Raw genomic sequence first — 23,337 nt, 5'->3', positions numbered from 1 at the left:
ATAAGTAAAGTCAAAAATGAGAATCCAAATTTAATATTGGGTTCTTCTAACTTTCACAGAGTGCAATTTTATATTTTGTTTCTATAACGTACTTGACAAATGTGCATTAGTCAAGTTTCCTATTTGAATTCTGTCTATGAGCTTTATACTGCAATATGAACATTTTCCGCAAATATAGTCTTTCACTCATGGAAAAACTGCTATCAAAAAATAGCAGTTTTTTAATTTCCTTTAATAGTTATTACCAAAATTGCTCTTATTATCTATTTTTCTTTGCAAGTGGTGCTAATTGTACCTTATTTCTTTCAAACTCTTCTTTCTTTAAGGTTGCCACTTCTATTTCTACATTTAATAACTTGTTTTGTAATTCCATAACTTTATATTTTGATGTTCTAAGCTTATCATTTATATCTTTGCTTCTTCCAATAAGAGTAGTCCTTTGTTTTGTTAAATCATCTATCTTATTATTTAATTCAATTAGCATTTTATCTTTATTATTTAATTTATCACTTAAATCTTTTAAAGAATTCTCTTTAATCTCTAAGTCTTCTTTTAACTTCACAAATGATTTTTCTTTAAATTCTAAAACATTTTTTATTTCTGTTAATGATTTATTTTTATTTTCTAAATTACCTTTTAGTTCTTCAATTTCCTTATATTTTATATTAATAGTTTGTTTATTCTCAGTATCTTTATTTATAAGCTTTATATTATTATCTTTTATAGATTTAATTTCATTAGTTAATTTTTGTATTTCTTTTTCTAAAGATTGCTTCTTATTATTTTCAATCTCTATTTTTTTATTTAAATCATCATTTGTTACAGTAAATTCTTTAATCTTTTGTTTACATTTTTGAAGTTCATTATCAGTTTCATAATAATAAGTATTTATTTGTTCTAATTCTTCTTGACATTTTTTATATTCATCTCGAAGTAATTCTTTTTTAGTTCTTTCATCAGATAAAGATAATTTTAAATCATCTATATTTTTTTGTAAAACTAAGGTATGTTCTTTTAAAGAATGTGTATTTCCTTTTAATTTTAGATTTTCTTCTTCTAACGCTCTTTTCGTCTTTATAACATTTTCTAATTTTGAGCTTGTCTCTATAGTTTTTGTATTTAACTCTTTAATTTTTTTACCTAATTCTTCATTTTCATTATTTAAATTAATAACTTTCTTTTCTACATTTTTAACATTTTCTTTTGATTTCTCTAATTGACCTTTTAAGTTTAATTCAAGATTTATATGTTCTTCTATCTTTTTATAAAGAACTTTATTTTTCTCTTTAATATCTATAAGTTCTTTATCTAAAATATTATTTGAATTTTTTATTTCTTTTAAATTTTTATCTAATTTTTCATTTTCATTAGTAAGCATTTCATTTTCTTGCTTAAATTTATTCAATTCTTCTTTTAATTTATTAAACGATTCTTCTATTCCTGCATATTTTTCTTTTAAAGATTGTTCTTTATTTATTAAATCTTCTTGAATTTTAGATTTCTCTAATAAACATTGTTGAAGATCTAAATTAAGCTTATCTACTTTTTTGATTAATTCAGAATTATCATTTTCTAAAGTCTTCTTCTTATTTACGGAATTACGTAGATTCAAATCACATTCATATAATTCATCTGCTATATTTACAGCGGCTAAAACAGTAGCTGCACTTGTACTTAATCTAGAATTTTTAGCCATTATTTCTTTAACTTTACCATCCACAAATTCTGCTAAATCAATTAAATATTGTTCATTTTTATCTCCCTTTAAATTATAATCCATCCCATTTATATTAACTGTTACCTTAATCATTATAACACCTCTTAAAATTCTTTATCATTATTTAATTATATTCTATATTGAGGCATAAGACAATTCCATAGGTATACACTAATTATATAAAAATATTTACTTTTTTCTTACACATTATACTATTATGTGTATTTTTATATCTAAATGAATATATTTATTGTACTTAATCGATATTTAAAATCTTTTAATTACTATAATCCTTATTATTTTACATGCAATAATAAATAGAAAAATAATAAGTTCTTAGTATAAGACCGAAATTAAATTTAACCCTATACTAAGAACTTTCTTTATAATTTTAAATATTATAATTTCTGTATGTTTCCTATTATTAATTATAATGAATTTTTTATATTATTCGCATGTTCTTTTATTATTTGTCCTTCCTCTTTCATTTTAATTTTTATTCCTTTAGTTGTTTCTTTTAGTTCATTTGCTACTTTTTTAACTTTTTCTCTTATACCGCTTCCTACTTTATTCATATTATTTTCTCCTTTCAAAAACTATTTTTAATTTCCTTTAATACTATAAGTTTGCTCAAATATCAAAATTTTATTAGTATAAAAATCACATTTTTTAATATTGAACTATTACATTTTTTAGTATATTATCAAATAATATGATTAATTCTTAAAAATAGGGGGATTTTATGAAGTTAATTGATAATAAAATAAAACTTATATTAAATACATATAGTGGACTACCTGTAGAAGTATATATACTTTTTATTTGTAAAATGATAAATTGTATGGGTGCTTTTGTATATCCTCTACTTTCTTTAATTCTAACTCAAAAAATAGGTTTTTCTATAGAAGATGCTGGATTTTTTGTAACATTTACAGCTTTTTTTCAAGCACCTTGTATGCTACTGGGTGGTAAATTAGTTGATACTATTGGTAGAAAAAAAGTTCTTTTAATCTTTCAAACTCTTGGTGCTTTTTGTTTTATTATTTGTGGTTTCTTAAATCCTTCATATACTTTAGCAAAATTTATTATGTGCGCATCTTGCTTTTATTCTATAGCAAATCCGGCTTACGATTCAATTATTGGAGATATTACAACTAAAGAAAATAGAAAAGCTTCTTTTTCATTAATTTATATGGGCTTAAATTTAGGATTTGCTATTGGGCCTTTAGTTGGAGGATTACTTTTTAAAAATCATCTTAAAATACTATTTATAGGTGATGCATTCACTACTCTTATCTCAATTATCTTAATCAGATATTTTATTAAAGAAACTTATAGAAAAAATTATACTTTAGAAAAAGCTGAACATGGTTCTATCTTTAAAGTTATTTTAAAAAGACCAATATTAATAAGTTATTCTTTATTAATGCTAATATTCCAATTTGCTTATTCTCAATGGGGCTTTGCTATTCCTATACAATTAGAAACTCTTTTTGGTGATAATGGAGCCCAATATTTTGGATTTTTAGGAAGTTGTAACGGAATTATAGTACTACTTTTCACCCCACTAATTACAGTATTAACTCAGAAATATAATCTATTATCTATAATTGCAACTGGTGGAATTTTATATGCTATATCATTTGGTTGTTGTTCATTTATATCTAAGCTTTCTGCATTTTTTATAATTGTAGTAATTATGACTATAGGCGAAGTATTTATTGCTACAAATTCCGGTACTTTTATAAATAATCTTACTCCTTCATCTCATAGAGGAAGAATGAACTCTTTACTTCCTTTAATTTATGGTAGTGGTTATACATTGGGTCCAACTATCATGGGAAAACTTATTAATAGCATAGGATTAAGTGATGCTTGGTTAATCATTGGAATAACTACTTGTATTAGTGCTATTCTTATGTATTTTTCAAACTATACAAATAAAATTAATTATAAAAATTTTTAAGTCTCAAATAAAATTTAAACTTCATCTGAGACTTAAAAGAATATCTTAAATAGATAATTCTTAGGATATTGATATAAATATTTTTTATCTATACACAGCTTATTAATTGCCTTATTAATCTTCATAAAGTAATATAATTTATATTTTTTTATTCTAATACTCTAATTTCCTGTCTATTTGCATCCATTTTAACTTTTGCACCAAGTGGAAGCGTCATTGTTGGCAAAGAATGACCACAACATATATCATAAATAATAGGTTTATTTTCTGGTACTATTAATTCTTCAAAAATTTCTTTTAATGTTAAGCTTTCTTTACCCTTTGGTGCTACACAATCATTCCATGAACCTAAAATAATTCCATTTGCTTCTTTAAATTTGTTAGATTGTTTCAATTGTAGAATCATTCTATCGATTTTATATAAATATTCGTCTACATCTTCTAAAAACAAAATTTTTCCTTTAGTATCTATTTCATATTCTGTTCCAATAGTAGAACAAATTACTGAAAGATTTCCACCTATTAATCTTCCATTTGCAATTCCTTTATATAAAGTTTTCATTTTTACTTCTTCAATATTTTTTAAAGTTCCTAATGGTTCTGATTTAAATATATTCTTTTTAAAATACTCTAAAGTATATTCATCTAATCCCTTACAGAATTCAGTTGCCGGCATAGGTGCATGAAAAGTTATAAAGTCACATTTTTGGTTTAATACATTATGAATAGCAGTCACATCACTATATCCAGAGAATACTTTGGGATTATTTTTAATCATTTTATAGTCAAGCTTATCTAAAAGTCGTACAGCTCCATATCCACCTCTTATTGCAAAAATACCTGATATTGATTTGTCTGCAAACATATAATTTATATCTCTTGCCCTAATTTCATCGCTTCCAGATAAATACCCATAATGTGATTTGCAACTTTCACCAACTACTACTTTTAAACCTAAGTTTTCCATAGATTTAATTGATAACATTACTTTTTCTTCAGTAGTTGGACTTGAAGGAGCTATTAATGCTATTTTATCCCCAGGTTTTAAAGGTTTAGGCTTTATCATATTTTTCTCCTTTCTATATTAAAAGCTTACTCTTTAAATTCAAATAAAAATTTACTTAGTATATATTGTATTTAAATTAAGAACTTTTTAATACTTTAATTTTCTAAACTTTTATATAATACTTTAATGTATTTCTACAAATTTATTGTAAATTTTAACGTTTTATTCAAATTAATTATTATTTTGATATTTTTGTATATATGATATAATTATACCATATAGATTTAAGCATAATGAAAGGAGCTTCAAAGTATGAATCTACTTTTGCACATACAAGTTAATTTAATTTCTTTTTTTATACTTATGATTCTTATAATGTATTCACGTAATAAGTTGAATAGAATTGAAAATATTGGAAGAGTGTTTTTTACCTTACTAATATTAACTTCATTTATATTACTTTGTGAAATTTTCAATGTATTTTTAGACTATTATCCTATCAAATTATTTTTTATACATAAATTAATTAATACTTTTAGTTTTTCTTTATATCCAATAGTTTCATATCTACTATATAAGTTCATTATGCTCTGGATTGATAAAGATTACAAATGTCCTATTATGTTGAATAAATTATTCTTTATACCAATACTTTTTAACATTATAATTTGTTTAATAAATCTTAGATATAAAATACTCTTTTATATAGACACTGTCACTTATTCATATGTACAAGGCAAGTTTTTCTTAAGTCCATTTATACTTAGTAGTATTTATTTTATTTATACATTAGCATATATAGTAAAAAATAAAGATAGAATATTACCTATTGAATTATTAATATTTTTTAAAAGCTTTATTATAATAATTTTCTTTCTTGCTATACTACAAATAAATTTTCCGAATTATCTAATATTATGGACATTTATAAGTATATTTCTAGCTTTATCTTATTTATTTATGCAATCAGATTTAGCTGAAAAAGATTCCTTAACAGATACTTTTAACAAAACATTCTTTTATAAATATATAAATAAATTAAATAAGAATAAGGAATCTAATCAAAATTTAGCTGCTATTAAAATAAATTTAATCAATTTATTAATTGTAAATAATAAATTAGGACATGCTATTGGTGATGAAATGTTGATAAATACTGCACGTTTATTAAAAAAATCATTTTTAAAAAAAGGTATTATAATACGCACAGATATAAATGAATTTTTGATATTAATACACTCTGTAGATAAATATGAATTAGATATGTTAATTTTTAATATGAATAAAACCATTTATCTTTACAATAAACGCTCTAATAAACCTTATAAAATAAAATTTAATTTTTCATATGCTTTATATAATAATGAATTTCATACATTTGATGAATTTTTTGATTATCTGAAAATTAAAATGTATGAAAATAATAATTCCTTGATTTAGTTTAGATTGTTTTTAAAACACCTTTCTAATAAGTAAAAAGTTATTTTTAAATACTCTATTTATAGTAGCTTCTACTATATCTGAACATATAGTTATTTTATTTTTAATAAAATAATATATCTTCCTTCTATAGAATTTTCTACTTCTTCACCTCATTTTATCAAAACACAAATACCCCTTATCATTAATTCTAATAATGATAAGGGGTATTTAAATTACAATATTTTCATCTTGTATACAAACTCCTAGCAATTGAAAATAAATTATTTTTTATACTGCTGTATAGCTTATGAAACCAACTTTACTTTAATAGTATATTATCTTTATTACACTAAAAAACAGTACAATAATATTATTAAACCACTCTAAAAATTATATAATTTATGATAAAATTTATAATTTTAAATAAGAATAAAATAATAAGTACTTGTTATCTATAATTTTGTTTTGTACAATAATACCATAAATAACAAAATTTATATGTTTTGGATAGGGATATTTTAAAACATAATCTATTAGGAGGGGATTTAAAAATGGATACAATATTAAATAGGAAAAGTATAAGAAAGTATAAAGATACACATGTAAATGATGAGATTATCGAAGAATTATTAAAAGCAGGTATGGCAGCACCTTCTGCTGGAAATGAACAACCCTGGGAATTCATAGTTTTAAGAGATAAAGAGATTATGAGAAAAATAACTGAGGTACATCCATATTCAAGAATGCTATTAAATGCAGATGTAGCAATTGTAGTTTGTGGAGATGAATCAAAAGAAAAATTTAAAGGCTTTTGGGTACAAGATTGCTCAGCCGCTACAGAAAATATATTATTAGCTGCTGAAGATAAGGGGTTAGGTGCTGTATGGTTAGGAGTTTATCCAATAGCAGATAGAATCGATCCAATAAAAAAACTTTTAAATTTACCAGATAGTGTAATCCCTTTATCAATAATACCTGTTGGATATCCAGATGAGCAAAAGGAATCAGTAGATAGATTTAATAAATCCAGAGTTCATTATGATAGATGGTAAAGATAATGATTGAAAATCTAAGAAATCTCTTAATTTATATGATATAAAATATAATTTAAACATTTACTGAAAGTATAAAAATATTACTGGAAATAAAAATTTCCAGTAATATTAAATATAGTTTTATTCATTAGAAAAAGATAAGTTCACCTTTTATTAAATTTATTATTATTCTAACAGAAATTTTACCCTAGGATCATCTTTTACAAAATCAAGAGTTTTATCTTTTTTAATTGACATTTTTACAATTCTTTTATATTCATTTTTGCTTATACTATGATTATTATTAAATTCCATATGTGTATATAATTTAGACTTCATAAAATCATTCATGCTACTTGCTTTGTTCACCATATTTATAATTGTTTCTATAGTTTTTTCTTTATCCTGATTTTCTATTACTAAATACAAATCTAATAAATATTTATTGTATGTACCTAAATCAAATACTTCAATAAGTTTTTTGGCACGCTCTGAGAATTCTTCTGCTTCACTATATTTATTTTCTTTGCACAACTGCTTTATTATAAGAGATAAAACACTTAATATTTCATTAGAATTTTTTAATATCATTCCCTCATAAATACCATAAGACTCATCAAATTTCCCACTAGTTTCAAATAATAATGCTTGCTGAAATTTTTTATTAACATCTATTTCTGGAATTCTATCTAATAGTTCTTGAGCTTTTTCATATTCTTTTCTTTCTATGTAAATTGCTGATAATGATAATTTTGCTTCAGAAGCTATCTTTTCTTTACTACTTTCTGCTACGAGTTCAAACCAAGAAATAATTTTTCTTTCATATTTATCTTTTTCCTCAATTTCAGATACAATTAAATGAATTCTTAATACTGTTGATATATTAATAACTAACTTATCGCAGTTTAAATATCTCTTAATTAATTCACTGCCTTTTTCAAAAGCTTTTTGGTATCCATGCTTTGATACCCTTTCACTAACTTCTTTTGTAAAATCGTTTATTTCTTTGTCTGTTAATACCTCATTAAATGCTAATAAGGTATTAATATCTATGTTTAAAACACGTGCAAGGGGAGGTAAAATAGTTATATCCGGATATGATATTCCATTCTCCCACTTATTTACTGCTGGTGTACTTATATTTAAATAATTAGCAACTTGCTCTTGAGTAAGATTTTCCTTTTTTCTATACTTTCTAATAACCTCTCCTATTTTCATAAATTTAACTCCTCCGTTTGTTTGTAAATTTAATAACTTAGTGCTTAATTAACTAAATGATATCAAAGCTATATAATTTAAACAATTGAAGTATCTTCATATTTTAATAATGAAAATTAACTATTGGTTAATTTCTGTCCATTAGCTTTATCCAAAATAGCTAGTATCTGTAATTTCATAACAAATAAACACTCATGGATAATGGCTTCTAACCATCAGCCAAAAACAAGCTTTATCTGATGATAAAAATTCTATTTATACTACAAATATCAACATTCACTTAAAACATAGCCTTAATTTCAATTTAATGTAACATAATGGTATAATTAAATTCAATTGTTACAGTTTATGGACAGGCTTTTCTTAGGATAAAATTAGAATTCATTGTGAATGGTTGTATTTATAGTATAACTTTTCTCTTAAAATTACGGAGGTGAAATTTTGATTAGCTTATTATTAATGAAACAGATAGCTCAACTTTTTTTAGTTATGCTTATGGGATTCGTATTAGTGAAAACACATTTATTGAAAGCAGAAGATAGCAAAAGTCTTTCAATAGTTGCTCTTTATCTGGTAATGCCTTGCGTGATTATCAATGCTTTTCAGGTTAAATATACAGAAAGCATACGTAACGGATTGATTCTTGCTTTCATAGCAGCAGTGCTAATTCATATTGTATTATTAATTTTAGTAAAAATACTTGAAAAAATATTCCACTTAGATGCAGTTGAAAAGGCATCTATAATATATTCAAATGCTGGAAATCTGATCATTCCAATAGTGACGTCTATACTGGGAAAGGAATGGGTTATTTACTCTAGTGCTTTTATATCTGTGCAGTTAATTCTTTTGTGGACTCATGGAAAAATGTTGCTTTGTGAAGAACAAAAAGTAGATTTAAAAAAGATTCTTTTAAATATTAATATGATTACCATTTTCTTTGGAATTTTATTGTTTATTACAAGATTACAACTTCCTGATATTATAACGAAAACCATGGAATCAGTAAGTGTTATGATTGGTCCTATTTGTATGATTGTTGTGGGAATGCTGATTGGAAATATGAGTTTTAAACAGATATTTGCTTATAATAGAATTTACATAGTTACTTTTCTTAAGATGATAGTATGTCCTGTTATAATTCTTCTTATACTTAAATATAGCCAAATGGCAAATTTATTATCAAATGGGAAGATGATTTTGCTTATAAGTCTACTTGCAACAATCACACCATCTGCATCAACAGTTACACAAATGACTCAAATATATGAGAAGAATGGAGAATATGCTAGTGTTATAAATGTAGTTACAACTATTATATGTATTATAACAATGCCAATTATGGTTTGGTTATATCAGATATAATATATTAGTTAAATCCAAATGTTCTTAAAAGCTGTATTAAGGACTTACTTTATTATAGTAAGTCCTATTTTTTATTCTATAGAAAATTATAACGTAGTTAAATGTGAGGATAACTTTATGAGTATAGTGCACGAAGTGGATTTTTTATGTATAGAAAAATATATAATTCTTGATTTATAAAACTAAGTAATATTAATAGCTTTAGCAATATTAAGTCTCTAAAGTGTTTTTAATCTAATTGTAATTAAAGTTAAGATTTTATATTAATCTTGATTTTCTCTGTATCTATACCTGCATCCTTAAGTTTTTTCTCTGCTTGCTGCTCAATTAAATCCTTGAATATTTTAAGATTTGAATCAAACTGGACATGTTTATCCATTAAAAAGCTCATTTTATGTTCAATTTCTATCCATGTAGAAATGTCTGCTTCATTGTGCTGTATCTGTGCTTCAAGTTTGTCCATAGCATTGGCTACTTTTGCTTCATAAGTATTTTTATTCTCAAACTCAAACCATAGATTGTACACTTCTTCTCCTAAGCCGTTTCCAAGAGTATCTCTAATATTTTCAATAGCTTTAATTTCTTTTTCAGCTTTTAATTTTTTCAACTTATCATTATCCATGGTATCAAAAGCGGGTATGTCTCCAGCTTCTGCTTCTACTAAATCGTGGATAATTATCATTTTTAACAGTCTAGAAGAATCTACTTTTTGAGTAAGATATGGCTCAATTAAAAGAGCCATTAGGGAAACCATCCATGTATGTTCTGCCACACTTTCCTGTCTGCCGTTAGATAGCCAACTATGTCTCATCTCAAATTTTAGTTTTTCTCCTAATTTTATTACTTCTAATACTTTTAAAAGTTGATTTTGCATTTTACTACTCCTTCCAATATAGCTTAGATTCGCTTCTATAGCCATTTCTGCTCTTTCACATCATTCTATCATAAACATACTAATTTTAACTAAAATGATCATGTTTTTTATTAAAATAACATATTAAAACACAAATAAACCTTATCATTTAATATAAAATGATAAGGTTTATTGAAAGCAAGGTGTTTTCATCTATAATAGATTTAAATTCATTTACTAAATATCAATTTAAGTATTAGTTTTATTCTGTTATTTCTATTCTGTTTCCATCTGGATCCAAAATGCAACGTTCATAATAACAATCGCCAGTATAACGTGGTTCACTTTATAATCTTTTATAGAACTTTTATATTAATTCATACCTGCTGATTTATGAAATATAACTAAATATTGTAATCGTCAACATCAAATTCGTTATTTTTATAATAATATTTACGATCTTCTTCTGTAATCTCACGGATTACCTTACATGGATTTCCTACTGCTATCACATTATCTGAAATGTCTTTAGTGACTACACTTCCTGCTCCAATAACAACATTATTTCCAATATGAACTCCAGGATTTACAACAACATTTCCACCAATCCAAACATTATCTCCTATTGTTATACCAATGCCATATTCATATCCAGAATTTCGTGAATCAGGATGTATTGGATGTCCTGCAGTATACAGAGAAACATTTGGTGCAAATTGTACATTTTCACCTATCACTACCTTTCCTACATCTAATATTATACAATTATAATTAGCGAAAAAGTTATTACCAATCTCAATGTTTTTGCCATAATCACAGCGAAAAGGTTGTTCTATAAAAACATTATCACCAGTTTTTCCTAAGATGTCTTTAATCAATTCATCCATCCTATTTACTTCATCTGGACGAAGTAAATTATACTCATATATTTTTAACTTATTTTTTGTTCTTTCCTCACTAAGTCCATCTAACCAAGCTTTATATGGTAATCCTGCTAACATTCTTTCTTTATGATTCATTATTCTATTCTCCTTTTCTTTTTCTTTATATTAATTTCTATAATTAGCTTTTAAATATTTTATAATTATTTATATATTAATTTATTATTTCTTAATTACTAATCATCTTGAGGTACTTTATATTTAAAAATAGTAATTAAGATTAGAACAGTACTATAAATTACTGTGGATGTTAATGAAAATGCTATTCCATTTCTCATAGTTGCTGAATAGATCATTCCTGAGATAACCCCTGCAATACCTTGTATCGATAACAGTATCTAAAATTGCTTTTTTATATTAACTATATTATAATAATATTCCATAATATATAATAAAAATATAATAATAAGCTATATTTTTATAACAATCGTATATTGATTAAAAATCATAAATTTAAGAAGGTAGACTATGTCAAAAATAAAACTATTAAATGATAATTCAGAAGTTATATCTTATAATTTTTTAGATTTTCCTGTTTATGCAAAGCAAGTTTTACTTTCGGACTATCCAGGTATGACTGCTGCTAATCATTGGCATAATGACTGGGAATTTACCCTAATCTTAAATGGTAAAATGTCGTATTCAGTAAATGGAAAAAGCTATGAACTAGAAGAAGGACAAGGGATTTTTATAAATTCCGAGCAGATGCATTATGGATATTCTGGTGATGGTTCTAACTGTAGCTTTATATGTATCCTGATCCCACCATCTCTTCTTTCTAATATTACAAGAATTAAGGAAACTTATGTATTGCCAGTATGCACAGATACTTCTCATCCATTTTTTATATTACATCCAGAAATTTCTTGGCAAAGAAATCTAATTAAGATTTTGAAAGATATCTATAAATTATGCAATGAAGAAAAAGATGGTTTTGAATTACATATTATGAGTCTTTTTCATTCTTTGTGTTACAATCTTTATAACAATATAAAAAACAATATTTCTGCCCATAAAACTACTGATGATAAAAAATTAGACGCTATGCATAATATGATAGGATACATACAGAAGAATTATCAGGGAAAAATTACTTTAGATGAGATTGCTGCCGCAGGAAATGTATGTCGTAGTAGCTGCTGCGATATTTTTCAGCTTATTTTACAGAAGACTCCTATTTCTTATTTGACAGAATATAGGTTAGAAAAAAGTATTGAATTGCTAAATATTCCTTCGCTTTCAGTAACTGAAATAGCACTTCAATGCGGATTTACTGGTTCAAGTTATTTTACAGAGATATTCCATAAAAATATAGGATGTACACCTTCTCAATATAGAAAAAACAAATTTAATGTTTCATATAAATAACAAATAACTTATCATATTACTTTTTATATGATAAGTTATTTGTTATAATTCTTTCTATATTTTCAACTCTTCTTACAAAGTTTTTCCATTATATACTCATTATATCCTGAGTCATCATTCACCTGTTCTTCTATTATTTTAAATCCTCTATTTATATAAAATTCTACCGATTTTTTATTTTCTTTATATACTGCTAATTTTAACTTTTTATATTTATTTATTGCATAATTTATTAATTCTTTACCTACGCCTCTACCTTGAAAATCTATATCAACAAATAAGGCACCTATAAATTCATTATTTATTATACTTATAAAACCTTTTATACCTTCTTCATCCTCATATACAAAAGTTTCAGACATAGGTATGTATACATTCTTTACAGTTTTATAGTTATTTTGCCAATATTCTTTACAGATAAAATCATGAGCTTTTGTGGTACTTTTTATCCATATATCCATTACTTTATCTATATCTTTATTTTTCAAATTTCTTATCATATCACTTCACGCTTCCTTTATATCGTATATATTTATATATTATCATTTATTATTAAGTAATACTAAGTACATATATAATTCTGTATTATTTTTGTACTAAAAAGTGCCATAGATAATTAAATTATTAATTACACTACGGCACTTAAATGTATTATTTATTATAATCTCAATAATATAAATTAGAATTTGTTTTAATATTTTTTTACAATATTGGTACACAAATTTCACAATAATGCTTATTTATCATCTGCATTGCATAGCGTTCAAGAATAGGCCTTCTATCATCAAATTCATAATTCCTTTTTGATAACTCCGAAAATATCTCTAGCCATGCTTTTTGCATAGCATCTACCGTATGACTTATTTTAAATACGCAATACTTTCCACCAATAGTTTTTCCAAAATTAATATACTTATTATCAACCTTGAATTCATCCGAAACAACTAAACATGTATCATAACGACAATCTTTAGGTTCTGTGAATTCAGGATTATCTTGGGCTATTCCTAATATAATTGAATTTTCATTAAATAAGTTTTTTTCTTTAGCCCAACTTTTTAATTGTTCCATTATTTGAATATTATCTGAACCGTAAGGACCTGTTCTTCGTATATAAGCAATTTTATATGATGGTATTATTTCAATATTAATATCCATAACTTACCTTCTTTTTAATAGAGTACATCGATGCCTGAATTCATCATATAATGCTTTAAAATGTATTTCAACTTATTTTTTAAAATTTCCCAATTTATTATTTGTCTATTACTCAAATTTTATTATAACATATTTTGTAAATACACTATTATTTATGGTATGGCTCTCCGTAACCACTGCAAATGAGGTTTTTATTATCTTTTTAAGTATATACTTCTTTTCCCTTATAGTTTTTTCCACTTAAAATTTCTTCCCTTACCTACAACTTCTATTCTTCCTTCAAATTTCAATTTTTCAAACACTCTATTTATAGTAGCTTCTCCTACATCTGGACATATATTTCTTATTTCATTTAAAATACCCTAACTTCCCTTCTATAGGCATTTCTATTCTTTCACTCTTACTGCCCTTAGTATTTTCAATACAGACGATTTTATAGGTATAGCATCAAAAGCACTATGAATAGCATTTAATACATCCCTATACCCAGCTATCTCACTTTCACTTCTATCTCTTGGTTCTATTTTCTTATCCATTATTTCACGCAACCTTTTATTCGAAGTATAAATACCTTCTTGATTCTGCACTTTGTATAATCGCTACATCTTTAATTTAAGTGTATTTAATATTTGAGGTGATTGTCTTTTATACAAATCTTGCTTTCTCTTATATTCATTTATAGTAGTTAACATTCTAACTATACTCATTAATGCTAAGTTATTCAATTTAAAATAAACCTTATCATTTAGCATCAAATGATAAGGTTTATTCTTAATCTGTTTCTATTAATATTTTATAAATTTCATGTGCTGGTTTATTTAGCACTTCTTCTCTTAAAAAACTTTTCTAATCCCAATCTTACTTCTTCTTCCAAATCAATATTAGAAATTTGAACATTCTCTTCAAATCCATCCATTTCTACACCATCAAAACGATATAATTTAAGCAATAGCTTCCACAGAGTTTCTATTTCCTCTTTAGTAAAATCTTTAAAAATGTCAGCCATGAAATTAATAGTCCCATCTCTTCCACACTTAACCACCATGTCCGTTCCCATATCTGTTACACAAACATTAACTGATCTCTTATCTTTTTTACTAGGTATGATAGATATAAACCCTTTCTTTTCAAGATTTTTAACTAATTGAGTTACATTTTGTTTAGTTGTTCCTAACTTCTTAGCAATATTAATAAGAGTAGTTTCATCTTTAGGTAAATGAAGCACTGCAAGCATTGCCATATATTGCCTTGATGTTAATGGTTCACAATACTGATCCCCTACAATTTGAAGTTTATTTGAAACTGAATAAAGACTTGAAAATGCCTGTTGCATTATATGTAATAAATAAAATTCTTTGCTATAATCCATACTAAAAATCTCCTTCATAAAGTTTAAACTAAAATCTATAGACTCTGCATTTAGTCAATACATTGTCTATAGATTATATAACTTTACTGAGGAAATATCAATAATGCTTGGATTATTGTAATATACTCATTTTTACTTTTTAAGTTTTTGTGATAAAGGCTCCATTAAAAATTCAATTGTTCTTTCCCATGATTTAAACTGTCCTTCTGCATTACCTTCTATAGTTCCCCCTGAAGAAAATACTCCCCCCATCATATTCATAGATAAGATTTCGCTTATGGGAATAATATATGGAACTGGGATTGGATGACCCATTTTATCACATGTTAGTAATTCTACATTGTTTTTATAGTTGCTCTTTTTTAGATTATCTAGTATTTCTAAACAACCATCATAACTATTCCATATATTATCTTCTTTTCCTGTAATCATAAGAATATCTGCTTCAGAATTCTCTACTTTTATTCTTGCTTCTTCTTTATTTACTGCTCTTTCAATGCTTTTCTTGTAAGTACTAGCAAATCCAAATGGAATCCCCTTTTCTATAGCCTTTTTTTGATCTTCAAAAAATATATTATTATCAACTTCTATATACGGAATTGACTCTCCTTTATATGACCATGATGAGACATTATTTCCGACCATCATTCCATTAAGTGCTTGAAAGCAATAAGCATGAGGCTCTACTGCAACCACTTTTTTAATTTGTTTGTATCTTGAAGTAAGTAAAAGTGCCAATTCTCCACCTTTTGATGTTCCATGTAAAAATATTTCTTTAGATTTAGTAATTTCATTATTCTCAATCCATTTAAATATTTTTTCAAAGTATTCTAGTGAAACTTTTTCTAATTTATCTGGCAATCCTTCTGACGCAAAATATGGAACCATAAGAACATTAAAGCCTTTAGAGGCAAGTGGTGCTGCTAAAAGAGCCAAGGCCTGTGCATCCCCACTTGATCCACCCAACATTAAAACTGTTTTGTTATTAGATTTTTCTTTATAAAATAGCTCCCCACTAAACTCATCTTCACATATATGCTTCACAATAACCTCTTCTGTCTTGAACATCCTTTTTAAGTTAATTTCTTTTCTTTCATCAGAAGATTCAAATACCATATTCATAATTATTGGTTCATCAATAGAAATATTTTCTGCAATGTTTTTACCTTCAGTTCTAGACTTTTTCAATGAATAAATTAATCCCATACTATCATTAGCTTTATAAGTACCTTCTACAGGCTTAGATAAATCTAAATCCACTTCACCTTTTTTATCAGAAATAAATACTCCATAAGATGAATATTCCTCTCCCCTACACCATGGTAATTCCATTTTCATGCTAATTCTTAATTTACTATTTGAGCCTAATTTCATAACTTTAATTTTTATTTTTTCAACCACAAGAGCTTCTATATCAGATATTTCTATTTTCATAATCACATTCTCCCTATAATATTGTTTTCTATTTTTTTATTAAAGAGCTCCTTTTATTTAATAAATTAATAATTATCTTATTTATTTGACAATATATTGACTATATAAGTTTATCACTTCAATTTATTATAGTCAATATATTGTCTATTTTTTAAGAACATAATTTTTTTATTCATATATAAACTAATAACAAAAAAAATAAAGTACTCATCAAAGAATAGTGCTTTAACCTTTAAAATTTAAACCTTCTAATAAATTTAAATAATCATAACATAATTTAAAGGCTCATTATATATAAATATAGTTTAAATCACCCTGCATATGGTATACATTGTGCTGTTCTTGAGACACAAACGGAAAATCCCACCCAATTATTTTAGGTTGTTTTATTCCATAGGAAACTGCCCAATTCCAAATATGATTTTTTGCATCATCTTCCGACTCTGCACTAATTACTGCATATCTTATATATTGGAATGCAGGCACATTTTCTACACGAATATTTGTATATGCCTCGTTATCTAAATTCATATTCCCACGTAAAAGTTCATCCAAAGAACAGGCAAATAAATTGCACAGTTCAATCGCCTTTTCCATTTCATGGAATGAAGAGTCAATCTCCCATTTTGATATTGTCTGCCAAGATACTCCCATTTTTTCAGCTAATTCTTCTTGTGTCATCCCTTTATGCATTTTTCTAAGGAACTGTAAATTTTGTCCAAAACTCATTTTCTCATCCTCCTCTTCAATTGATATCTATATTGTATCTGATAAAAAATGGGAAATACACCAACTTATATTTGCTCTTTAAAAAATGCACGCACCCTGAAGTTGCACGCACTTTTTGAAGTATATATAAAGGAGATTTTTAGAAATAATCTGTATTCTATATTATTAAATTAGTTTTAAAACATAATCTTTTTATTTCTAAGTTAATTAGCAAGATTAAATTTCTTGGTATTATATAAAATTTTCATTTTAGTTTACTGAAGAATTATTTATGTTTTCACCAAACACCTTCTTTATATCAGGATTTCTCTTTTTATCACTAAATAATGCAAAAAGTATACCTGGTAAAAGAATTATAGAGCTCATTTTAAATGTAAAACTAAAAGCTTTAACAGTATAGGTCAAAAATGTATCATGGATATTAGGTACTATTTTTTTTATTTCTTTCTTTTTAGCTTCAAAACTTTCTTTGATTTTATCTTGATCAATTGCTGGAGAAGAAGCTAGCACAACAGTTTCTTCTTTATCAATTGTGTTTAATGTTTCTGAAAGACTAACGCTTTTACCACTACCTGTTTTGATAGAAGAAATCATCTGCATTTTGGTTTTATCATCAAATACAGTGTCATTTTGTATTATTTGCTTAGCAGAGTCTTTAGCATCATACATCTGGGTAATCATATTTGATGTAAATATAGTTAAAAATAAGGCAACTCCAAGTACAGTTCCAAGTGTTCTTGTCATATTATTTATTCCAGAAGCTATTCCTATTTTATCTACAGGAACGTTAGCCATTACAGAACCTATTAGTGTTGCCATACTTAAGCCCGTACCAGAACCCGCAACAATTAATCTTAAAATAATATCTATATTTGAAGAATTTTGAGTAAGAGAACTATTTAAGTAGCAAGAGACACAAAGTAAAAGAATCCCCAATGCACTAGTAAATCTGCTGCCTATTTTTTTTGTAAAAATAGGAGCTAATAATGAAAAACACATTGAAGTTAATGACATAGTTGAAATAATAAGTCCTGCTGACAGTTGATTCAATCCTTTAACCTGAATTAGGAAAAAAGATAGCAAATAGGTACCAGACATCATACCAAGTCCGAGTAAGAATAGAGTAATCGAGCCGTTTGTAAATGGTACAGATTTAAATAAACTAAGAGGAACCATGGGCTCCTTAACTTTTAGTTCAATAATAACAAATAGTATAAGGGATATAGCAGAAACTGCAAAGAAAGAAAGGATGAAGCTTGAAGTCCAGCCTTTTTCATTAGCCTTCATTAATGCGAAAGTTAAGCAAAACATAGCAATTGAGATTGTTATAATTCCCCCAAAGTCTATACTTTTACTTGCAGTTGGATCATAAGATTCCTTTATAAATTTCATAGTTAATAGTATACAAATACAACCTATAGGTATATTAATAAAGAAAATGTATCTCCAATTAAAAAATTGAGTTATTATACCACCAATAGATGGCCCACTTGCAGCAGCAAGACCAGCAAAAGCGCCCCAAAGTGCCATAATAGTTTTTCTCTTTTCTGGTGGAAATATTTCAATAGAAAGAGGCATTGCAACAGTCACAACAAAAGCTGCGGCTAGTCCTTGAAGTGTTCTAAATAATATAAGTGCTTGAAGGGAATTTGAAATACCACATAGCAGTGAAGATATAGTAAATAAAAATACTCCTGCAATGAATAGTTTTTTTCTGCCAAATTGATCTGAAAGTCTTGAAGCAGTTACTAGGATAACTGCAGTAGCTAGATTATAGGCATTTACTACCCAAGAAATATGATCCATGGTGGTGTTAAAGTATTCGGTCATTTTAGGCAAACTGATATTTACCACAGTTGTATCTAATAATGCCATAAAAAATCCTAAAATAATAGCTACAAAAGAAATGTTTTGATGTTTTTTGTTCATAAGACAAACCTCCTAAATAATAATGTAATATATATTAGTGTATAATAAACTACTATAAAGTATAGTAGTTGGGCAAAAAAATGTCTTGCAATATAAAGATTTATTACAGACATTAGGCACATTCAAAAAATAACAAGTCAATATGCTAGTCTATTTCGTGTCATGCTGCGTCAGCAGAATGGCCTAATAGCTCGCTATTAAACCATTTTGCTTCCTTTCCTGACGCAAAATACACATCGCATCTTAGGCTCGTTATTTTCTTTCATATGCCTTAAATTATTAATTATAATAATCAAAAACTTTTTCAGACCATTTTTGTAGAATATTATAAAATTCGTTATATAAATCTAATATAAGAAATTCAGAACCAGGTTTTTCATTGTTCTGTTTTTCTTGATTATAAGTTGACTCTACAAACGCTCTACGTTCTTCTGCCTTGTTTTTGAAATTTTTAAGATATTCTATTCTTTTTTCTTTTGGTAAATTCTCTATATTAACTAAAAATGCATTAAAATCTAAATAAAAATATCCTATATGTTTTGAACTTTCTTCCATCAGTTCATTGAAATATGCATTTCCTTTTTCGTTCACTGAATATAATGTTTTTTCGGGCATTTCACCTTCTTTAACAGTTCTTGAATTTAAATATCCATTATCACATAATTTAATTATATTTTTATAAATTGACGGATTACTAATTTTCAGCCACTTAGTAAGATTCCAGACATCAAATTCTTTAACCATTTCATAGGCACTTTTCTCTTTGTTTTGCAAATAGCCAAGTATTATTAAATTTATTGAAGACAATTTAATCACCACCATTTATTATACTACTGTAGAGTATAGTAGTATATGGTATATTTGTCAACATAGAATTGGATAAAATTATTTTAATGCTGCTATATCTCCGCTTTTAATAGCAGTTAGCTTTTCGGATATTTTTTCAGTACTCCAATTCCACCACTGAATTTTAAGTAAGTTCTCTATAACTGAATCTTCAAAACGCTTCCTAATAATTTTGGCTGGAATCCCACCAACTATAGCATATGGTGGTACATCTTTTGTAACTAAAGCTCTTGTTCCAATAATTGCACCATCACCAATATGCACCCCAGACATAATAACAGCTTCAAATCCAATCCAAACATCATTTCCAATTATAATATCACCCTTATTGTCCCATGCTTCACAAACATTTATTGTACTATCCCATTCCTCATAAAAAATAGGAAATGGATATGATGAGAATGATTTTAGAGTATGATTTGCACTATTAAAAATAAATTTTGTTCCACAAGCAATAGAACAGAATTTTCCTATAATAAGCTTATCTTTATTAACAAAAGGATAATGATATAAAACATTTTTCTTCTCAAAATCCTTTGGGTCATTATTAAAATCGTTGTACATTGTAAAATCATCTACGATAATATTTGAGTTAGTTATTACATTTTTTAAGTAAACTGTACTAAAATCATTTGTTCTAGGATAAATCTTTTTAGGATTAGGTTCTTGCCTCATATTTCTCAGCTCCTTTTACTATAGGGTTTGTTACTATTATCATACAGTAAGATTATAGTTCCATTTCCCCTACTTTATCCAGTTCATAAATGATTCTGTAATAAACTTGTCTATTTTGACACTAATAAATTAACAAGGGTGTTTTTATATCATATGAATACATAATATAAAAACACCCTTTTAAATTATATTAACTGTTTTTCGCCTCTAATTATTCTTCTAATACTCTCTTCAGTAAGATAAAATTGCTTTGAAAGGTCTTTAACAGATACTCCACTGCTATATTTATTATAAATTTCATTATTTCTTTTCTTTAAACTACTTTTTATACCACTGTTCTCACCCCAAGATTTTTTGCTTTCACTTTTCCTGGGTATATATAAGTAACCGCCATCCATATATTGTTGTATTAATTCAATAATATCTTGTGGCAATATATTTTGTGCTTTTTCATATTTCATAACTATTGCTCCTATCTACATTTAGTCTGTAAATTATGAAGCAAAGTTTGCACAAAAATATTTTAGCCTAAATTAATCTAAATTAGGCCCCGAACAAGATTTTGTTCTATATTTTCATGCAATCTTTGCACGGAGCCTTGGACAACAGCAAGTATTGATACATCTCTCATATATATTCCTCCCTTATACATTTAATCCATAAGTAATAAACTATATTTTACTAACCTATAGAGTAATTTTACCATATGGATTTATAAAAAAATATTATCATAAAATTATAGTAGATAAAAGTGTGATAGCAATTGAGTTTACCAAAATGTTTATAACAGTATCTATTAAAATCGAATAGGGCATCCTCTAATATATGTTTTTAAAATTTTACATATATAACTTAATATCTTGATTTTTGTTTCTGAGCAATATAGAAATCATCAATACCACTTTTTTTCATAGTATCATTATTTTCTCTCCATATTTTAGTAAGAGACTCATTATACGTTGTTGGTTTACAAGGATATTTAGAACACTCGAAGCAAAAGTTTACTTTTTCTTTTTTATGACACTTATTTATACTGCATTGACACTCAGACTTATCAATAAAACGACATCCAGGACAATTACCATTTGAAAAATGCCTTAAGATAGCTAAAAATTCTTCAAAATGATTAAATATAGGCATAAACCCTTTTATTTTTTCAACCATATTCTCAAAGTTCTCTAAATTTCCATTAAGCTCCTTACTTAATAGTACAATCTTACTACCTTCATAATTAGCACACCTTGAACAATCATTTCCACAAGGTGCTAATTCTTTTACAGCTTTTTCATAGTTATTCATAACAATTCCTCCTCTTAATAACACAAAATATTTGTTTTCACTTATATAGATGCAATAAAAAAAGGAAAGTCACGTTTTATATAAAAATTTTAATAATTTATATTAATTAAACTCCAATAATCTAATGTATTCAGTCAGTTTGGGATTTCTTTGGAATGACTTGCGGTATTTTATTTATTACGTTAATAACTTCTTCATACCATTCTTTTAAAGGTTTTCTATCTGGCATGCTTTTATATAGAAAATTTATTTTACTACGTACTTCATTGTTAAAAGTATAATTTGACTTTGTGTAATCCAACTTTTCAATTAATTTGTGTTTATTAGCTTCCTTTTGCAAATTATCTCTGTTTTTAGAAAACTCTATCCAAGCTTTACAGCTGCAAGGATTATTTACATTTAGAAGATTACAATGGTTACTAAAAAATGAGTCTAAATTCATATGAGCACGATATCTAAGTCCCTTTGTGGCACTTTGGGAAATACCTATTATTTCTGAAACTTCATCTAAAGATAATCCAAACATATCAATTAATGAAAATGCTATTCGTTGATGTAATGTAAGACGTCTTACCATCGCAAGAAAACAACCATTTTGTAGTTCACGAATAGTTTCTTCTACAATTACTTCCTCTTCAGGTTTTGGGATAATATCTCTTAATGACTCTCCTTCGTTTTCAAGAAGCTTAATATCCTCATAAAGTAACTCACTATAATTTTTATTTTTTCTTTCTTTCATTAGAAAATTATTAAAGCATATTTTTCTAAGCCAAGCTTTAATTGCATTTGTATCTTCTAAAGTATTAATTTTTTGCCATGCATTAATAAATGTTTCTTGTGCTAAATCTTCTGCAACGGAAGGATTGCAAGATAATTTTACAGCATAGTTAAAAACATACTTCCCATATGTGTTTATAATTGTTTCGATATCCATTAATGTTCTCCTTTGCAAAGGTATTCATCCTTAGTAAAAGTATAATATACTTCCACTACGCACTATAATTAGGA

23 protein-coding genes are annotated in these 23,337 nt (G+C 26.2%); 5 read left to right on the top strand and 18 right to left on the bottom strand.

Going from position 1 to position 23,337, the window contains the following annotated elements:
* Positions 1-259: 259 nt before the first annotated feature.
* The gene (gene zapA, locus KYD98_RS12340) at positions 260-1,810 is read right to left on the bottom strand and encodes a cell division protein ZapA (RefSeq protein WP_219780353.1); all 1,551 of its coding nucleotides are present in this window, start codon (positions 1,808-1,810) and stop codon (positions 260-262) included.
* A gap of 335 nt (positions 1,811-2,145) precedes the next feature.
* A complete protein-coding gene (locus tag KYD98_RS12335; RefSeq protein WP_219780352.1) occupies positions 2,146-2,292 on the bottom strand; it encodes a hypothetical protein in 147 nt (48 codons plus the stop codon).
* 167 nt (positions 2,293-2,459) lie between these two features.
* Here KYD98_RS12335 and KYD98_RS12330 point away from each other — a divergent pair, with 167 nt between their 5' ends.
* Positions 2,460-3,683, top strand: a complete 1,224-nt coding sequence (locus tag KYD98_RS12330) for an MFS transporter (RefSeq protein WP_219780351.1) — start codon at positions 2,460-2,462, stop codon at positions 3,681-3,683.
* A gap of 148 nt (positions 3,684-3,831) precedes the next feature.
* Here the strand turns inward: KYD98_RS12330 and KYD98_RS12325 are convergent, their stop codons facing one another.
* Positions 3,832-4,749, bottom strand: a complete 918-nt coding sequence (locus KYD98_RS12325; protein ID WP_219780350.1) for a S66 peptidase family protein — start codon at positions 4,747-4,749, stop codon at positions 3,832-3,834.
* 900 nt (positions 4,750-5,649) lie between these two features.
* Here KYD98_RS12325 and KYD98_RS12320 point away from each other — a divergent pair.
* Both KYD98_RS12320 and KYD98_RS12315 read left to right on the top strand, forming a co-directional pair.
* Entirely contained in the window at positions 5,650-6,129 is a 480-nt protein-coding gene (locus tag KYD98_RS12320; protein ID WP_219780349.1) for a GGDEF domain-containing protein, read from the top strand.
* A gap of 533 nt (positions 6,130-6,662) precedes the next feature.
* Positions 6,663-7,163, top strand: a complete 501-nt coding sequence (locus KYD98_RS12315) for a nitroreductase family protein (protein WP_219780348.1) — start codon at positions 6,663-6,665, stop codon at positions 7,161-7,163.
* Positions 7,164-7,331: 168 nt separating this feature from the next.
* On the opposite strand, the gene KYD98_RS12310 is transcribed toward KYD98_RS12315, so the two are convergent.
* Positions 7,332-8,363 carry a helix-turn-helix domain-containing protein gene (locus KYD98_RS12310; RefSeq protein ID WP_219780347.1) on the bottom strand — a complete coding sequence of 344 codons (1,032 nt, stop codon included), beginning with the start codon at positions 8,361-8,363 and terminating at the stop codon, positions 7,332-7,334.
* 441 nt (positions 8,364-8,804) lie between these two features.
* On the opposite strand from KYD98_RS12310, the gene KYD98_RS12305 reads away from it, so the two are divergent.
* The gene (locus KYD98_RS12305) at positions 8,805-9,728 is read left to right on the top strand and encodes an AEC family transporter (RefSeq protein WP_219780346.1); all 924 of its coding nucleotides are present in this window, start codon (positions 8,805-8,807) and stop codon (positions 9,726-9,728) included.
* A gap of 250 nt (positions 9,729-9,978) precedes the next feature.
* On the opposite strand, the gene KYD98_RS12300 is transcribed toward KYD98_RS12305, so the two are convergent.
* Positions 9,979-10,602, bottom strand: a complete 624-nt coding sequence (locus tag KYD98_RS12300; protein WP_219780345.1) for an HD domain-containing protein — start codon at positions 10,600-10,602, stop codon at positions 9,979-9,981.
* Positions 10,603-10,985: 383 nt separating this feature from the next.
* Positions 10,986-11,600 carry a sugar O-acetyltransferase gene (locus KYD98_RS12295; protein ID WP_219780344.1) on the bottom strand — a complete coding sequence of 205 codons (615 nt, stop codon included), beginning with the start codon at positions 11,598-11,600 and terminating at the stop codon, positions 10,986-10,988.
* A 390-nt stretch (positions 11,601-11,990) separates the two neighbouring features.
* Here KYD98_RS12295 and KYD98_RS12290 point away from each other — a divergent pair, with 390 nt between their 5' ends.
* The gene (locus tag KYD98_RS12290) at positions 11,991-12,890 is read left to right on the top strand and encodes an AraC family transcriptional regulator (RefSeq protein ID WP_219780343.1); all 900 of its coding nucleotides are present in this window, start codon (positions 11,991-11,993) and stop codon (positions 12,888-12,890) included.
* 62 nt (positions 12,891-12,952) lie between these two features.
* Here the strand turns inward: KYD98_RS12290 and KYD98_RS12285 are convergent, their stop codons facing one another.
* From KYD98_RS12285 to KYD98_RS12230, 12 genes are all read right to left on the bottom strand, one after another.
* Complete coding sequence (locus KYD98_RS12285) at positions 12,953-13,390, bottom strand: N-acetyltransferase (RefSeq protein ID WP_219780342.1); 438 nt, start codon at positions 13,388-13,390, stop codon at positions 12,953-12,955.
* A gap of 202 nt (positions 13,391-13,592) precedes the next feature.
* A complete protein-coding gene (locus KYD98_RS12280) occupies positions 13,593-14,048 on the bottom strand; it encodes an AraC family transcriptional regulator (protein ID WP_219780341.1) in 456 nt (151 codons plus the stop codon).
* Between the two features lie 386 nt (positions 14,049-14,434).
* Entirely contained in the window at positions 14,435-14,584 is a 150-nt protein-coding gene (locus KYD98_RS18255; RefSeq protein ID WP_258049798.1) for a hypothetical protein, read from the bottom strand.
* Between the two features lie 278 nt (positions 14,585-14,862).
* A complete protein-coding gene (locus KYD98_RS12270) occupies positions 14,863-15,417 on the bottom strand; it encodes a MarR family winged helix-turn-helix transcriptional regulator (RefSeq protein WP_219780340.1) in 555 nt (184 codons plus the stop codon).
* Between the two features lie 132 nt (positions 15,418-15,549).
* Positions 15,550-16,851: an acyl-CoA thioesterase/bile acid-CoA:amino acid N-acyltransferase family protein gene (locus tag KYD98_RS12265; RefSeq protein WP_219780339.1), complete on the bottom strand. Its 1,302-nt coding sequence runs from the start codon at positions 16,849-16,851 to the stop codon at positions 15,550-15,552.
* Positions 16,852-17,139: 288 nt separating this feature from the next.
* Positions 17,140-17,580, bottom strand: coding sequence for a helix-turn-helix domain-containing protein (locus tag KYD98_RS12260; RefSeq protein WP_219780338.1), 441 nt, complete (start codon positions 17,578-17,580; stop codon positions 17,140-17,142).
* 249 nt (positions 17,581-17,829) lie between these two features.
* Positions 17,830-19,509 (bottom strand): MFS transporter, encoded by a 1,680-nt coding sequence (locus tag KYD98_RS12255; protein ID WP_219780337.1) that lies wholly within the window; start codon positions 19,507-19,509, stop codon positions 17,830-17,832.
* A 279-nt stretch (positions 19,510-19,788) separates the two neighbouring features.
* Positions 19,789-20,316 carry a PadR family transcriptional regulator gene (locus KYD98_RS12250; RefSeq protein WP_219780336.1) on the bottom strand — a complete coding sequence of 176 codons (528 nt, stop codon included), beginning with the start codon at positions 20,314-20,316 and terminating at the stop codon, positions 19,789-19,791.
* Between the two features lie 78 nt (positions 20,317-20,394).
* Complete coding sequence (locus KYD98_RS12245) at positions 20,395-21,030, bottom strand: CatB-related O-acetyltransferase (protein WP_219780335.1); 636 nt, start codon at positions 21,028-21,030, stop codon at positions 20,395-20,397.
* Between the two features lie 185 nt (positions 21,031-21,215).
* Positions 21,216-21,491, bottom strand: a complete 276-nt coding sequence (locus tag KYD98_RS12240; RefSeq protein ID WP_219780334.1) for a CD3324 family protein — start codon at positions 21,489-21,491, stop codon at positions 21,216-21,218.
* A 391-nt stretch (positions 21,492-21,882) separates the two neighbouring features.
* Positions 21,883-22,329, bottom strand: a complete 447-nt coding sequence (locus KYD98_RS12235; protein WP_219780333.1) for a DUF3795 domain-containing protein — start codon at positions 22,327-22,329, stop codon at positions 21,883-21,885.
* Between the two features lie 130 nt (positions 22,330-22,459).
* Positions 22,460-23,263 (bottom strand): RNA polymerase sigma factor, encoded by an 804-nt coding sequence (locus KYD98_RS12230; protein ID WP_219780332.1) that lies wholly within the window; start codon positions 23,261-23,263, stop codon positions 22,460-22,462.
* Positions 23,264-23,337: the final 74 nt, after the last annotated feature.

This window comes from Clostridium weizhouense, assembly GCF_019431045.1.
Lineage (GTDB): Bacteria > Bacillota > Clostridia > Clostridiales > Clostridiaceae > Clostridium > Clostridium weizhouense.
The sequence above is the reverse complement of the archived record's forward strand: the minus strand, read 5'-3'. Positions and strand labels throughout refer to the sequence as shown.